20 protein-coding genes are annotated in these 14195 nt (G+C 67.7%); all 20 read right to left on the reverse strand.

The window, feature by feature from the left end; genetic code table 11:
• Window positions 1-31: 31 nt before the first annotated feature.
• Complete coding sequence (locus tag ASF08_RS06140; protein WP_056142675.1) at window positions 32-400, reverse strand: hypothetical protein; 369 nt, start codon at window positions 398-400, stop codon at window positions 32-34.
• 60 nt (window positions 401-460) lie between these two features.
• Window positions 461-1387, reverse strand: coding sequence for a phage tail tube protein (locus ASF08_RS06145; RefSeq protein ID WP_056142678.1), 927 nt, complete (start codon window positions 1385-1387; stop codon window positions 461-463).
• A gap of 3 nt (window positions 1388-1390) precedes the next feature.
• Window positions 1391-1630, reverse strand: coding sequence for a hypothetical protein (locus ASF08_RS06150; protein ID WP_056142682.1), 240 nt, complete (start codon window positions 1628-1630; stop codon window positions 1391-1393).
• A 3-nt stretch (window positions 1631-1633) separates the two neighbouring features.
• A complete protein-coding gene (locus tag ASF08_RS06155; protein WP_056142685.1) occupies window positions 1634-2053 on the reverse strand; it encodes a Gp37 family protein in 420 nt (139 codons plus the stop codon).
• Window positions 2050-2676, reverse strand: a complete 627-nt coding sequence (locus ASF08_RS06160) for a phage virion morphogenesis protein (protein ID WP_056142686.1) — start codon at window positions 2674-2676, stop codon at window positions 2050-2052. The genes ASF08_RS06155 and ASF08_RS06160 overlap by 4 nt, the downstream gene beginning before the upstream one ends.
• Complete coding sequence (locus tag ASF08_RS06165; protein WP_056142689.1) at window positions 2676-3107, reverse strand: gp436 family protein; 432 nt, start codon at window positions 3105-3107, stop codon at window positions 2676-2678. Before ASF08_RS06165 ends, ASF08_RS06160 begins: the two co-directional genes overlap by 1 nt.
• Window positions 3108-3109: 2 nt before the next feature.
• Window positions 3110-3544: a hypothetical protein gene (locus tag ASF08_RS06170; RefSeq protein WP_156629480.1), complete on the reverse strand. Its 435-nt coding sequence runs from the start codon at window positions 3542-3544 to the stop codon at window positions 3110-3112.
• A 38-nt stretch (window positions 3545-3582) separates the two neighbouring features.
• Entirely contained in the window at window positions 3583-4386 is an 804-nt protein-coding gene (locus ASF08_RS06175; RefSeq protein WP_156629481.1) for an HI1506-related protein, read from the reverse strand.
• A gap of 72 nt (window positions 4387-4458) precedes the next feature.
• A complete protein-coding gene (locus ASF08_RS06180; RefSeq protein ID WP_056142697.1) occupies window positions 4459-5352 on the reverse strand; it encodes a Mu-like prophage major head subunit gpT family protein in 894 nt (297 codons plus the stop codon).
• Window positions 5353-5365: 13 nt separating this feature from the next.
• Entirely contained in the window at window positions 5366-5776 is a 411-nt protein-coding gene (locus tag ASF08_RS06185) for a hypothetical protein (protein WP_056142699.1), read from the reverse strand.
• Window positions 5776-6837 carry a phage protease gene (locus tag ASF08_RS06190; RefSeq protein ID WP_056142702.1) on the reverse strand — a complete coding sequence of 354 codons (1062 nt, stop codon included), beginning with the start codon at window positions 6835-6837 and terminating at the stop codon, window positions 5776-5778. Before ASF08_RS06190 ends, ASF08_RS06185 begins: the two co-directional genes overlap by 1 nt.
• A gap of 358 nt (window positions 6838-7195) precedes the next feature.
• Window positions 7196-8497: a phage head morphogenesis protein gene (locus ASF08_RS06195; RefSeq protein ID WP_056142705.1), complete on the reverse strand. Its 1302-nt coding sequence runs from the start codon at window positions 8495-8497 to the stop codon at window positions 7196-7198.
• Window positions 8498-8500: 3 nt separating this feature from the next.
• Window positions 8501-10096: a DUF935 domain-containing protein gene (locus tag ASF08_RS06200; protein ID WP_056142707.1), complete on the reverse strand. Its 1596-nt coding sequence runs from the start codon at window positions 10094-10096 to the stop codon at window positions 8501-8503.
• Window positions 10097-10098: 2 nt separating this feature from the next.
• Window positions 10099-11802, reverse strand: coding sequence for a hypothetical protein (locus ASF08_RS06205; protein WP_056142710.1), 1704 nt, complete (start codon window positions 11800-11802; stop codon window positions 10099-10101).
• Entirely contained in the window at window positions 11799-12386 is a 588-nt protein-coding gene (locus ASF08_RS06210) for a phage protein Gp27 family protein (protein WP_056142713.1), read from the reverse strand. Before ASF08_RS06210 ends, ASF08_RS06205 begins: the two co-directional genes overlap by 4 nt.
• Window position 12387: 1 nt before the next feature.
• Entirely contained in the window at window positions 12388-12693 is a 306-nt protein-coding gene (locus ASF08_RS06215) for a VpaChn25_0724 family phage protein (RefSeq protein ID WP_056142716.1), read from the reverse strand.
• Window positions 12690-13079 (reverse strand): DUF2730 family protein, encoded by a 390-nt coding sequence (locus ASF08_RS06220; RefSeq protein WP_056142720.1) that lies wholly within the window; start codon window positions 13077-13079, stop codon window positions 12690-12692. The genes ASF08_RS06215 and ASF08_RS06220 overlap by 4 nt, the downstream gene beginning before the upstream one ends.
• On the reverse strand, window positions 13076-13480 hold the full coding sequence (locus ASF08_RS06225; RefSeq protein WP_056142722.1) for a hypothetical protein: 405 nt from the start codon (window positions 13478-13480) through the stop codon (window positions 13076-13078). Before ASF08_RS06225 ends, ASF08_RS06220 begins: the two co-directional genes overlap by 4 nt.
• Window positions 13481-13906 carry a hypothetical protein gene (locus ASF08_RS06230; RefSeq protein WP_056142725.1) on the reverse strand — a complete coding sequence of 142 codons (426 nt, stop codon included), beginning with the start codon at window positions 13904-13906 and terminating at the stop codon, window positions 13481-13483.
• A gap of 7 nt (window positions 13907-13913) precedes the next feature.
• Window positions 13914-14171 carry a hypothetical protein gene (locus ASF08_RS06235; protein WP_056142727.1) on the reverse strand — a complete coding sequence of 86 codons (258 nt, stop codon included), beginning with the start codon at window positions 14169-14171 and terminating at the stop codon, window positions 13914-13916.
• Window positions 14172-14195 lie beyond the last annotated feature (24 nt).

Consider the following 14195-nt stretch of genomic DNA (forward strand, 5'->3'; position numbering starts at 1 on the left):
CAGGTGTAGGCGAGCGCCTGCGCCGCCCTTGTCAGTTTCCCTGGCGGGCGGCCTGTCCGTTCATGGCCTCGCTGTAGGCGGCCACGATCCCGCGGCGGAACCAGCTCAGACCGAGCTGCTGGGCCAACAGGTCCTTCGAGAAGGGGACGGGCTCACCGCCCGCGTCCACGACGTCCTGCCAGTCGTGCGTCACATCAAGGATGTAATCCGCCGAATGGGTTTCGTAATCGTCGGGATAGTCCTGCCGGATCCTCGCATCGATCACGGCTGCCTCTGCCTGCGTGATCGCCTCGAACGTCGCGGTGAAGGTATGGGCGACGACGGCGCCCGGCTTGGCAGGATCGGGCATCCTCACCGTCACGGGCCACAGGAAGGTGTGCTTGGTCGCGAGCTTGAACATGAACGTCGGCCTTGGCTGGATGCGGGCTTGAAGGGGCGTTGAAGGCGGCGATCGGCGCGGTCAGCGCACGCGGAAGGTCACTTCGTCGTCGCCGGTGACGGGGATCAGCTTCAGGGGCAGCGAGTGGTTCGTGATGCCCTGGGTGTTGCCGTAGGCCGGCTTGCCGATCTGGACGGCCGCCGCTTCGATCTCGAAGATGTTGCCGGCGACCGTGCCGTGCGTGGCCAGCAGGCCGCCGAGGGTCGAAGCGCGGGCGATGCCGAACCAGTCCTTGGTCGCCGCCGACACGGCCTCGATCACGGCGGTACCCGACGCCTTGCGATCCACGACCTCGATCGTCTCTGCGCCGATGAGCATGCGCGGCTCGATCTGGTTGCCGAGATCGAGGTTGAGGCTCTCCAGCACAGCGGCCAGCCCATGGAGGACGAACGCGGAGTTCGCCTTCGACCCCACCAGCGGCTTCTGGAAGCCGGTGACGGTCGCGGCCGGGAGCGGCACATCGCCGATCGGGCCCAGCATTCCCGTCATGGTGAAGGTGAACTTCGGGATCGTCTTCGGCGCCAGCGCCAGGGTGACGGTGCCGCGCGCGCCGACCATGGCGTGGTTCACCCCGTCGAGGTTGGCAAACAGCGTCACCGCCTCGGGCGTGGATGAGACGGGCTTGTATTCGACCTTCGTCGTGGCCGTGATCGTCTCGGACATGCTGCAGGCGCGCAGAAGAGGTCCATAGTTCGGAGCCGTTCCGGCGGCGCCAGCGCCGGCGATCTCGACCGAGAACTGGATGCGAGCGAACACACCGGCCAGGACCATGCCCTGATCGCCGAAGTAGGGCAGCATCAGGTCGCGGGAGACCTCATCGCCCTCCAGCGGCGTCACGGTCACGTTCGACACCAGCATGGCGTTGGCGGCTCCCGTGGGCGCCGCGCTCGTTCCGTAGGTGGTCTCGACCTTCGCGAGGACCGCGAGCTTGTTGTAGCGACGGGCCATGGATCACTCCTGCGTGGCGGTTTCGGGGGAGCGGCGGCGGCCCGTCTTGGGCGGCTCTTCCGCCACGACCTCGGCGGCCTCTGCCTCGCTGGGAGGGAGGGCCTCCGCCATGGTCGGCACCTCAGGCACCGGGGCGACGTCCTCGGCCAAGCGGCTGCCGTCCTTCTGGACGGTGCGCTCGACGAGCTTCTCCTCGCCGGATTTCGGATCGACGACGTAGCTTCCGGCTTCACGGACACCCATGGATCAGCCCTCTTCGTAGGTTGCGGTGGCGAAGGTCAGCTCCCACCAGACGAGCCCGTCGCGGGCGCGCACCAGCCGGCCGCCGACATTGGTGAGGACGTCGTCGGCTCCTTCGGGCTGCCAGCCGATGAGGGCGGCACGCACGACCTTCTTCAGGCTCTCGATCTCGACCGAGGCGGCGGCGCCCTGCGCATCGGAGACGTTGCCGGTGATGACGACGACGGAGACGTCCACCTCCATGCGCTGGAGGACCGCGTTGACCCGCTCGTTATCGGCAGCCGCCTCTTCCGAGATGAAGACGTAGGCGGCCGGCAGGGCGTTCGGCTGGGCCGTGCCGAGCGAGGCCAGCTCGGCCGATCCCTCGACGATCGAGAAGGGCGGCGAGGCTTCGGCCGTGAGGCGATCGATGATCTCCTGGATCATGGCGCGCCCTCGATACCGGCGGCCTGGGCCAGGTGGTCGGCGACGATCGCCAGGATCTCGGCCTTGTCGGCATCGCTGATGCCGAGATAGGGCCGCGCCGGGATGCTGATCGAGTGGGCCGGGACGGTGAAGGCCTTGGTGTGCTTCGACTTGGCGCGCGTTCTGGCGCGAGCAAACCGGAGCCGCGAGCCGACCCGACGCCCATCCTTCGTCTTGCCGGCGCCCTTGGCCACGATGACGAAGGTGGCCGAGCCCTGGCGCTCCGGGATCGGGATATCGCCGCCGAATTGATGAATGCCGGCATAGGCGAGGTTGGTGCCGACCTCGACCGCATCCGTCTGGGCATCGAAGGTCAGGCTCGAATAGAGCCGGCCGCGATCGCGCAGGAGCTGGGCCGGCTTGCGGCGGTCCGGCATGCGCTTGAGGGTCGAGGGAGCGAACGGCGCCCAGGCCTGGCCGTCCGGACCCGCCTGCGCTTCGAAGCGGCGCTGGGTCGAGAAGAGCAGCGCCGCGCCGATATCCTCCATGACCGGGACGAGATCGCCGCCGGCAGCAACGAGCCCCTTGAAGGCGGCAGCGATGTCGGCGTCCGCGATCTCAATCTTGATGCTGGCGCCGGTCATCAGAACCCCCGCAGGCTGTCGCGGGTGAAGACGGGCTTAGATCCAGAGACGCGGCCGGCCGACCCTTCCGCCGGCGCGGGCGTGACACCGCCGTCGTCGAGCTTGACCCGGCCGGCGGCGACGTCCTTCAGCCAGGCGACGGCTTCGGCATAGGCGCGGGTGATGGGGCTATCCTTGTCGACCCGCTTCCCGTGCAAGTAATACCGGGCGATGTCGCAGCACATCTTGACCAGGTTCGCAGGAACGCTGGCGAGCGGCAGTCCGTAGACCTTCGACAGATAGCCGTCGATAAACGCCGTGGCATCGCCCAGCGCCCGGTCGACCGTATCCTGCTCGACCGTCGTCGGCGGCTTGTGCGTGAGATCGGTGAGCTGGACGAGTTCCGTCTCACCGAAGCGCACGATCAGGTCGGAGGTCTGGGCGTAGGTCATTTCTAGACCGGTTGGATGGGCGGAAAGCGCCAGTGGCCGGGTGCGATGCCATGGCGGACAGCTTCGGGGAGCGGGCGCGGTGGCTCGCCCGGCTCGAAGACGGTGAGCGTGCAGATGTCGTCGCCGTCGCCCGCCTCGAAGACACCGGTGATGATGGCGGCCACAGGGCTCGGCGCCACTTCGCCGCGATCGCCGATCTGGAGGAAGTGGACGATCCGCCCGATGGTCGGTTGCTGGGCCGCCGCCGACACCGGAAAGGCGGTGGACATTCCCGCCAGCGCCTCTTCCTTTGTGAGGGGGAGGATGGACTGGACCTCGCTCGCGGCGAAGATTTCGGACGGGCCGAGATCCGCTTCACTCACGCGGATCTCGAAGAAGTCGGCCGTGAAGCCGGGAAGGCGGCGGACGTGTCCGAAACGCTCACGCGAATACGTCAACCGGACACGTGCCCACCCGCCGTACTTCGCGGTCCACATCACCGCAGCGCCTGGACGACGAGCACGGGGCAGTCGTCGAGCGCCAACAGCTCGTCGACCGTGAAATCCATGCTCCGGCGCAGGGTCGCTGCTTTGGGATGAGCGACGCCAGCGCGGCGGAAGCCTTCGTGGCTGGACGTCACGATCAGGTCGAAGCCCCGCTTGATCAGATCGGCGACGTTGGTCCGGTCCTGCGGCATCGGCTCCGCGAGCTTGACGCCGGGGGTCCGAACGGCGGCCATGCCCTCGACATCGGTGTCATAGAGGAAGGCCGTCCGGCCCACCTCCGGCGCGGGCCCGAACGCACCCTCACGGGACATCAGCGCAGGGGCGACGCCGGCGGCGTTCTCCACCGCCACGGCCGGGCCGGCGGCGACGAAGCCGTAACGCTCGGCGATCGAGGCCAGGAACGCAGGCCTCGGCGTTTCGAAGTAGCGACGGATCGCGGCCTCATCGAGCTCGGCCACCGGCCCGCTCCCGACGCTGGGCGCCTGCAGGGCGGAGCCGGCTGCGGCCTCGGCAGCCATGGCGACGCCCTGGGGGCCGCCGGACAGAAGGGCGGAGTTGGCCGCGGCGGCGACCTCCTCCTGCTTTGACGGGGTTGCGACAGTCTGCGAGGCAGACACACCCACAACAGCTGGGTCTTTGGCAGGCCCGCCGGCCTCCCCGACTGCCAACCCCTCTCGGGTATTCTCGGAGGCGCCCGTGAGGGACGCCTCCCCCGCAACGGACGACGCTCCGCCCGCCGTCGCGGTATCGGCCACAGCGGCGATCTCGCCGCTCTTGGGGGTGGCCGTGCTCATGGGACGCTTCATGGTCTGCTCTCAGCTCGGGATGGAGGATCACTCCGGCGCGAGCGCCGGATCAGGCCGCGCTCAGTCGAGCCAGGGAACGACGAGGAGCTCGGCGGTGCCCTTCCACTGGTTGGTGCCGCCGCCGGGGAGCATCTCGTTGTTAAGGAGCGCGCGGGCAGCACCTTCCAGCGAGGGACCGCAGACCAGCAACCGAGGGACGATGCCCAGTGGGCGGCCCCGATCACCCCTGATCTTGCCGAGGCCGACACGCGCCGCCTCGTAGCGGGTCGCGTCCAGGGGCTGCTTTGAACCCCAGGCGAGCTGCCAGAAGCCGTAGCCGACGTTGCAGCGGCCATCGATGCCGTACCGGAACTCGTTCCGGTTGAAGACGGCCTCGTCCGTGTCCGCATCCATCCGGGTCAGTTTGAAGGGTTTCCGGGTCTGGTAGATGATCGGCCGGAACGAGCGACTGTCGTCGATCAGGAACCAGGGGGCACCAGTCCCGCCATCGGTGTTGGCGACCGACGTGATCTGGCCGTTGGCATCGAGCACCGGGTGATCCGTGTCGAAGAAGAACTGGCCGTCGTAGCAGGGCGTCGAGAAGCCGGCCTGCATCGCGGGCCACACCAGCTCGTCCGGGAAGCTGGCGGACGAGCGCCCGAAATCGGTGAAGATCGGCGCATAGACGCCGACGTTGTCGTCTTCGATATCCGGGCGGCTGACGCTGATCGTGCTCTCGAACGACCGGTTGCGGATCAGATAGCCGGCGGTTTCCAGGCTCTCGACGACACGGTCACCGATCCACTCGCGGATCCGGGGCATGTCCTTCAGCCAGCCGTACTCATTCGCGCGCGTCGAGGACGGCACCGTCATGGCGACGCGCTGATAGGTCGGCGTGACGCCGGCAAAGCCGCCCTGGAAGGCGGTGGAGTGCGAGATGAAGAGAGAGCGCAGGTTCGCGTTGTTGACGATCATGGTTCGGCTGACCTCAGGAGAATTCGACCCAGACGCCGAGCTGATCGACGTCGAAGATCGTCCCGGCGACGGGACGGGCGGCGGAGTTGGAGGTCAGCGCCACGGTGTGATCGTCGACCACGTAGCAGGGCTGTCCGATGTCCTTCAGGCCGATCAGGTCGGCCGAGGCCGAGTTGTCGAACTGGAAGATGCCGGTCCGGACCGGGACACGGATCGCGCCGTTGGCGCCCCCGGTATTGTCGCTCTGGCGCTCGGCCATGCCGAGCACCCGGTGCGCCGCCACCGAAGCCGCCGGTACGGCAAAGCCGCTGGCGTCGATGGCGGCCATGGCGCCTGCGAAGATGACGGCGTTCGCCTTCACCAGCGGCTCGCGCAGATCGCCGGAGCGGTTGCGGGTGAGGCGGTTCGTGGTGAGCGCGGCCATTAGAGCGCTCCCTCGCTGAGACCAAGGGAGGCCTTGGTCTTGAGGTAATCCTCGACCGACACGCCGGAGAGCGCGACGATCCGGGCCTCTTCGCCGTCGAGGAGTTGCTTGCCGTCTGCGCCGAGCTTCGGCGGCAAGGCGCTGCCACCGCCGGCGGCGTGAAGCGAGACCATCGATCCCAGCTCCAGGTTGACAGCGACCGGATCGACCATGTGGCGGGCGATGTAGTGGTCGCGCATCACCGTGGGTGCCGCGATCTTGCCGGCCTTGATCGCGGCATCCACCGCCTCGACCGCCTTCTCCCGGCGGCGATCGGTGATCTCAGCGGTGAGCTGCGCCTGGAGCGCGATGACGGCGGCGGCCGGCACCATCTTCGCCGGGTCGTTGAGCGTCTGGACCGCCTGGAGCACGGCGGCACCATCGGCGGTCTCGGGCAGGCCGGCGGCCTTGGCGATCGGCGCCAGGAGCGCGGCATGCGCGGAGGTATCCGACAACCGACCGTCGACGGCCGTCATCAGGGCGGCTTCGTCGGCGTCGGCCGCCAGCCCGAGCTTCGCTCGGAGCTTTGCCAAGAAATCCATCGGGTCTTCCTGTTGGTGGAGCGCGGCCAGGCCGAGCAGGTTGGGACGGTTGACGAGGGAGGCGCGCAGGAGGCCGGTGACCGTGCCGTCCGGTCGATGCGCGATGACGGGCGAGATGTGCCGGTAGTCCTTCGAGGCGACGAGCCGGCGGCCGGCACGCGTCCACTCGACGTCGCCCCAGAGGCCATCGGCCTCGGCGTGAAGACCGGTGATCCAGCCACGCGCCGGCGCGGGCTCGCCGCGCGGAGCGGCAAGGTCGGTCGAATGGTTCTCGTCGAGGGGGAGCCGTGTGCCGTCCGGCATGCTGATCCGGATCAGCTCGGCGACGTCCGCCACCCGGTAGGGGCCGCGTCCGTCCTGAGTGCGGATCTCGCCCGCCGGCAGGAGATGGATGCGCTGGGGCGCGACGGCCCCTTCCACCGCCGCCGGGATCGGCAAGGCGGCGCAGAGCGCAATCTTCGGGGCGGCGGGCTTCGACATGAGCCGACCATGGGCGATCCCGCCCGGCTCGATGCCCCGGACACCTGTCCGGGTCCGGAAGAATTCAGCGGATCGCGCGGATCGGGGGCGGCCCTATGCGCCCGCTTCGTTTTTGAAGCATCATTGAACGCCGTGGGCGGCAGCCGGCGGGTTTGAACCTACGCTGGCGCGACGAGGCCGGGGAAGGGCCTTCCTGGGGCTCCTATGGCGATTTCTATTGCGGCCGGCGCGGAGACCCCCGATATTGGCTACGCGGTCGTCGTGGCAGCTGGGAAATTCGCAGGTCCAGCTTGGCGTCCCGCTTTCGAGCGGGCTGCTGTTACGGGGAAGGTGGCGTACCCCCTCGACGGCCGCACCATCACAAAGCTCCCGACAAGACTTCGTATGTCTTGATGTCCGAGAGATCCGCCGTGCTGACCAGGCCGGCGGTCCGGATGGCGTTGATCTGGATCGTGGTCTTCCGACCCCCGGCTGGCCGGACCTTCACCGGGAAGTCGAGCTTGATGACGATCTTCCCCAGTCTCGGATCGCTCGGCACGTCGAAGACGTAGAGCAGGGCACCGTCCCGCAGATCGCGCAGGACTGCCTTCGCGGTGTCCAGGGTGAGCGGGAGCGTGCGCAGGAGATCCAGCGGCACGGCCTTGCCGGCGCTGGCCTTGGCATCGCGCACCATGTGACCCACGGTGCCGCCGTCGACTGAGATCGCCCCGGACGAAGGCGTGACGCCACGCTGCGCCAGCGCATCGAGCACGTCCTGGCGGATCGCCCCGACGATGTAGGTCGAGCGGTCGAGCGGCTTGCCGGTCGAGGCCAGATCGAACCAGGTCTCGAATTCGGTGGCCAGAGCACGGGCGGGCCATGCCGGCGATGCCGTTGCCGCCGCCGCTAGCTCCGGCGGCGCGTCGATCAGCTTGTCCGCCACCGTCGAGGCGCGCCAGCCGGCCTTACCGGGATTGTAGCCCCAGCCCGGATCGATGCCGTCCGGCACCCTCGTGATCTGGCCGGTGCGGGAGTTGACGAAGTTGCGGTAGGTTTCCGCCGGCGGCGTGAACTTCAGCTCGCCCTTCATGCGCTCGACGTCGCGCAGGGAGAGGCTCTGCAGCGTGCATTCGCAGCCATAGCCGCATGGCGGCGCCCAGGTGTCCCAGTAGGCGTCGTCGACCGGGAGGGCGAGGTTGTGACGGACGATGTGCTGTTTCCGGCGATCCTTCCCGAACAGCAGCGAGACGTAGCGCAGGACTGGCCTCGTCGCCTTGGTGCGCTCGAACTTCGCCCAGTGCCCCGCGGCGTAGGAGACCCGCATGTTGGCCTCGAAGATCGTCTTCAGGCGCCGAGGCGATCCGAGGGTGCGCTCCTGGATCTCGCCCGTGGCCGGGTCCGTCACCTGCTGACGGCCCCACCAACCCTTCTTCTCCAGGACCGGCCGGAGATCCTTGGCGAAGTCCTGAAACGTCCGCCCTTCCGCCAAGGCCTCCACGAGGCCGGCATGGATATCCTTCAAGATGTCGAAGCCGGCCGACTTCGCCACCGTGAACATCGTGGCGTGCTCGGCCTCCCAGGCATCCTGCCAGGAGAAGGTCGGATCGAGGCGGCCACCACGGCGCTGGAGGGCGGCGACGGCTTCGGCAGGAGGAAGCGGCGTCAGCGTCGGCTGCGCCATGGATCAGACCTTATCCGTGAGGCGCTCGTCGGCCTCGCCCGCCAGGCGCGCCGAGAACGCGGCCTGGGCGAGCTTCTCCGCCAGGGCATCCACGCCCATGCCCTGAAAATGCAGCGCGAGGATCCGCGTGGCGTCCTCGATCGAGGTGGCGGCGGCGAGCTTCGGCTCCAGGCCCGCGATCATCGGCGCGACCAACGCCTCCCAACCCTCGTCTGCCAGGATCGCATCGATCGACACGTCCACCGCGTCGCCAGCCGGGGTTGCGGCGGCGTTGAAGGCGGCTTGAAGGGCCACGGGGATCGGTCCGGCCGGGGGCGCACCAGGCGGCAGGACAGGCGGGGCCGGGGCCGCCGGCGGCGTGAGAACGTCGGCGCCGGCGTCGGGATCGGGGAAGCCCAGCATGTCGGCCACATCGGATATCTGGACCCGGAGGCCGAAGGGGACGAGTTCCTTCAGGGCCGTAACGGTCGCCTGGATATCCTTCACGTCCTCGCGGCCGATGCGCAGGCGCGGATAGGACTTCGTGGTGCCGGCGCCGTACTGGAGGTCGATCCACGGGCGGACGAGCTGGCGGTTGAGGACGGCGGAGGTCGCCTTCGCGTCGGCGCGCTCGATATCCGCCTGGACCTGGCGGTGCTCCTGGCCGACCGCATGGCCGCCGGCGATCGCGTCCGTTGTGGCGGTCTGGCCGAGCACGCCCTTGGAGGTTTGCTGATCGAGCCAGTCGGCGCGCTTCAAGTAGAGGTCTGCGCTGGCGTTGCTGTTCTTGAGCTCGATGAACTCGATCATCATCGTGTTGGGGATGACGGCAGCGCAGTCGCCGGCGATGTTCGCGACCGCCGTGTAGAGGATGTCCTTCTGCGCTTCGGAAGCATCAGGGCCATACTTGCCGACCCGGATCGGTTGGCCATAGGTCTGCGTGAAGATCGCCCAGTCCCGGAGCGTGAAGCTCTTGAACATCCAGTTCCAGCACGCGAGCCGGGCGATGCCGGAGCGGATCGGTAGGCCGGACTTGGCCTTGATCTGCGCCGTGATGAACTTGGCAGCCGGCAACGGCACGTCGCCGGTATCCGTGCGCAGGAGCGGCGTGCGGCCGTCCACGAGATCGAAGGTGAACCACCGGGGATCGCGCCATTCCAGGCGCTCTGGCTGCCACATCCCCATGGACGTGTCCCAGATGATCTCGGTGTAGGACACGCCCTTGCCGATGGCGTCGAGGACGTCGAACAGCTCGTCCTGCAACTCGTCGCGCAGGAGCCAGTTGCGGATCATGTCCGCCTTCTCGACATCGAGCGGATCGTCCGACGCGGCATCGACCTGGATCGGCAGCTGCGCCACCGAGCGCTTCCGGGTGCCGAGCACGCCGAGATAATGGAGGTCGCGCTCCTCGACGATCTCGGCCAGCTCGAGGTAGCGCAGGGGCAGGCCCTGATCCGCCTCGCGCATGATGGCGGCGACGCGCCCCGGCGTGAGGCCGTCCGAGGGATAGCCAGATAGAACGGACCGGACGCCGCTCAAGGTCGGGCCGGCCACCTCGCGGGTGAGCACCTCGCGGCGGGCCGGCTGGCCATCGGGTCCGAGGATCTGGGGGACTGCCATGGTCAAAGGCTTCCTCTGAGCCGGGCGCCAAGCGGGCGACGGGCGAGGGGATCAGGGCGATCGTCGTCGTAATCGCTCGACCGCCGCTGCATACGCTCATCGTCGCCCTGACTGCGGGGCGCCGAGCGATAGGCGTATTCCACCACCGGCATCAGCGAGGCGAAATACGCCAGGGCCGCCGCGATGGCCGCGTCACCATGCCGACGCTTCGTCTTACCCTCGGAGGCACCCTCGCCCTTCTCGACGGTTCGGGTGCGTGGAACGCGGGCGATGCCGTCGATGATCTTGACCAGCTTAAAATCGCCGGAGACGTCTGGGTCCGCCGGAAGCGACATGCCGCGCCGCTCCAGTGCGTCCTTCAACTTGGGCATGTTCTCGCGGTACCAGTCGATCGAGAACTTGATCTGGGCGATGCGGCCGGGCCCGTACTTCTGGGCCGCATACTCCGCCTGGGCGGCACCGTTGCCGCCGGCATCCATGGCGCCTCCGCAGAACCTGGGAAGCCGGTCGATGATCCAGCACAGGATCTGGAATTGCTGGGCGAAGGGGATGTTGCGCAGCTCTACCAGGAAGGGGGTTTCGCGGATCATCCCCGGCAGGATCTGGATGGGCCAGATGTCGGTCAGGTCGGACACGCGCCCGAAATCTTGTCCGAAGAAGCTTGGGTAGCGCGGGTCAAGCCGTTCCAGGGACGGACCGATGACGGTCTCGCACCACGACCGAGCGAGGGCTTCGCGCTCTTCCTCCGGCTGATACGCGAATGCAGCGGGCATCTCCCAGCGGTGGACCGGGATGTCCCGGCGCATGCACGCCTCGATCACCGCCGGCAGGAGCCAGAAACCGGTCCCCTCGGACGGGATGACGAACAGCTCTTCGTCGGCGCCGTCGCCGTAGATGGCGATGATCTCGGCGCGCCAGGCCGCCTCGCCCTCGGGAGACCACTCCTCGCCCTTGCGCAGGCAGACCCGTCGATAGAGGCCATCCTGGAGCGCCTGGTCGAAATCGACCTCCACCAGGGCATAGGGCCGTCTCCCGGCACGGACGTCCTCAACGAGGCGGTTGAACGGGTTTCCCTCGCCGTTGTGGGATGAGATCACGAGCACCTTGCCGCCCCAGATCAGCAGGGCGAAGGCGGCCTTCAACAGCCCTTCAAGGTCATCGTGGAACGCGGCCTCGTCGATGATGACGTAGCCCTGGCGACCACGAAGCGAGCGCGGCCGGGACGAGAGCGCCGTGATCTCGAAGCCGGAGGCGAAGCGGATGCGGAACGCCTGGATGTGCTTAGTGTCGGCTGGATCGCGCTCGTTGACGTCGTCGAACAGGAACTCGCCAACAGCCGTGGCCGCCTGCGAGAAGGCCACCGCCCACATCGCGCACACGTCGATGAACTCGCGTGCCATGTCCAGATTATAGCCGATGTAGAGGGTATCCATTCCTCTGGCATCGCGCGCTGCGGCCGAGGTCAGCACCGCGTCGGCGCCGACGCCCCAGGTAGCTCCGACGCGTCGGGACTTTGGGCAGACGGTGACCTGGTTGACCGCCGTCGTCTCCAAGAGACGACGCTGGTAGGCCATGAAGATATCCGGATCGCTCGGGTCCAGCTCGGACGGCAGGCCGATCAGGCTCTCGCGGCGAAGGTGCGCCCATTCCTGTTCCGAGATCGCGCGGCCGACCCGGAAATCCTCATCGCGAACAGGGGCGCTCATGGCGCGGCCGGCTTAGGCAGCTTGAGGCCGAGGATGCGCTCTTTGATCCCGCGCACCGTGTCGCCGGAGAGACCCTTCTCCTGGGCGACCGCATCGATCGCGGTATCCGTCGCCTTCTCCAGCCGAGCCTGCATTTCGGCTTCGACCTTCTGACGGCGGTCGCTGGAAATCTTCTGCGCGGACACGGTCGACTGGAAGGCTCGGGCCAGCTCCATGGCGTCCTTCGGTGTCTTCACGCCTGCGCCGTCGCCGGCAAGCTCGATGATGAGCGTCTTGATGAACTCGCCGAGGATGATGGTGTTCTCGTCAACGTCGGCGGCCGTGAACTGGCTCGACACGCCCTCGAACATGGCGCGCGCCTCCTGCATCCGGCGCTGGGCGGCGGCGCGGTTCACCGAGTGGCGGGAGAAGGCGGACTTCGAGACGCCCTCGATCCCCTTTGCCTCCAGGCGATCGTTCAGCTCGAAAAGGATGTCCTGTTGAGTGCGGGTACGCTGGGCGAGCTGCTGGGTCGCCCAGACGATATCGTCGGCCGCCTCCTCCGGCAGCATGTCGATCGACGAGAGGCGACGGCGCTCGGCCATTTCAGACCCCCAGCGAGGGCTGCTTGATCCCCTCGATCCGACCGCGCCGCAGGACGTGATCGACGCCGGCGGCCGTGATCTGCGCGATGAGGACGCTGCCAGCCTCGGTTGCCCGGACCGCTCCCAACTCCTCCATCTTGCGGATCTGCGTCTTCACCCAGTCGCGGGACCGGTTGTGACCGAAGCTCTGAAGCACCGTCTCCAGCAGCCCGTCGTGAAGGCTGCCGTTCGACTGGATGTAGAGTTCGCGCAGGATGATGAGCCGAGCATCTTCCTCGACGTGACGGGAAAAGGAGGCGGTGGTCATTTCGGGGCCTCTAAGCCTTTGCCGGCGATGTGGGGGAGGGCAGCGTTGATCAGGAAGTCTTCGATCCGCCGGAGGGAGTGACCGTTCGTCGTGAGCGTGTCGTGCATCCCGTCGACCTTGCCGGTGAGGCCAGCGACCTCCAGGCGCACCTGGTTGAGGCTGTCCTTCGTCGGCATCGACTGCATCGACATGCGGATGTTGCGCACGTCGTGATCGTTCTGGTTTTGCTTCGTCTCCAGCGTCGCCAGGCGCGAATGGATCGCATCCAGCTTCGCGTCGGTGATCGGAGCCCGCACGGTGCGCTGCCTGCGCGGGACCAATAGGCCGAGCAGGAACACGGACAGGACGCCAATACCGACCGCCACGGCGATCCACGGGTCCGTCATTTCACCAGCTCCGCCAGCTCGGCGTCGATATCGTCCGGATGCAGGCGGCCGTCGCGAACGGCGGTGAGCAGATCGATGGCCCGGCGGAGCTGGATGCGGAGCAACTCAAGGCTCGTCAGCAACTCGCGCTGGCGGTCCTTCAAGTCGTCGTTCTCCGCCTCGATCCGCTCGACGTCCTTATGAAGCTCATCCTGGGCGAGGACGAGCTTGTCGTACTGGGCGATGACGCGATCCAGGAACCCCGTCTTCTGCTGATCCGACCGGGTGCCGTCGAACAGGTTGGCGGTCTTCGCGAACACGATGATCGCCAAGACGAGCCCGACGATCGCGGCTGCGATGTAGGCTCCGGGCGGACCCGTGCCTTCGATGATGCGAAGGACGCTCTCGACGGACTTGTCCACCTAGCCGACCTTCCGAGGCTGCCCCGAGAGGTAGAGCGCCCCGCACAAGGCCGCGCACCCGATGATCGGGTAGATCAGGACGCCGGTCGTGAGCTCGATCCGGTAGAGGCTCACCGGAACCGTGATCCAGATCCAGGCCGACAGGAGGCACGCGGCAACCCGGACGGACCTCAGCCAAAGGCGGAAGAAGCCGAGAGCGTGGAGCGCCGTCAAGACGGCGAAGAAGCCCAGCCAGTACGCGTCGGGCATCCAGGACAGGCCCACGAAGGCCCCGCGGTCGAAGACATGAGGGCGCGTCAACATCAGACCGCCCCAGGCCGCCGCGAACAGCCCCAGCAGTAGATCGATGCCCGGAGCATGGGGACCGAACAGCCACTCGACGAACCGGACGAGCGGCGTCACCGTCGCTTCAGCAACGCGCTTCATGTGCCTGTCAGCCCTTCTTCGCCGTGACGGCCTTGGAGGCCTTGAACCGGCCGACGATGGTGAGGACGGTGGAGCCAAGGGCGAAGACAGCCACCACCGCGGCGTAGGACTGGTCGATCAGGATCTGCTGAGTTGCCGGGTCGATCTGGTAGCCGGCGACGCCGACGATCATGCCGGCCACGCCCAGCCCGGCGCCCCACATCGTCTTCGACATCCAGAAGGGCTTGGTGCCTTCCAGCCCCTGGGTTTCAGTATCCTGCCGCATGATCGTCTCCGGTGGTGACCGCCC

It is taken from the genome of Methylobacterium sp. Leaf85 (assembly GCF_001422125.1).
In the GTDB taxonomy this organism is placed as follows: Bacteria; Pseudomonadota; Alphaproteobacteria; order Rhizobiales; family Beijerinckiaceae; genus Methylobacterium; species Methylobacterium bullatum.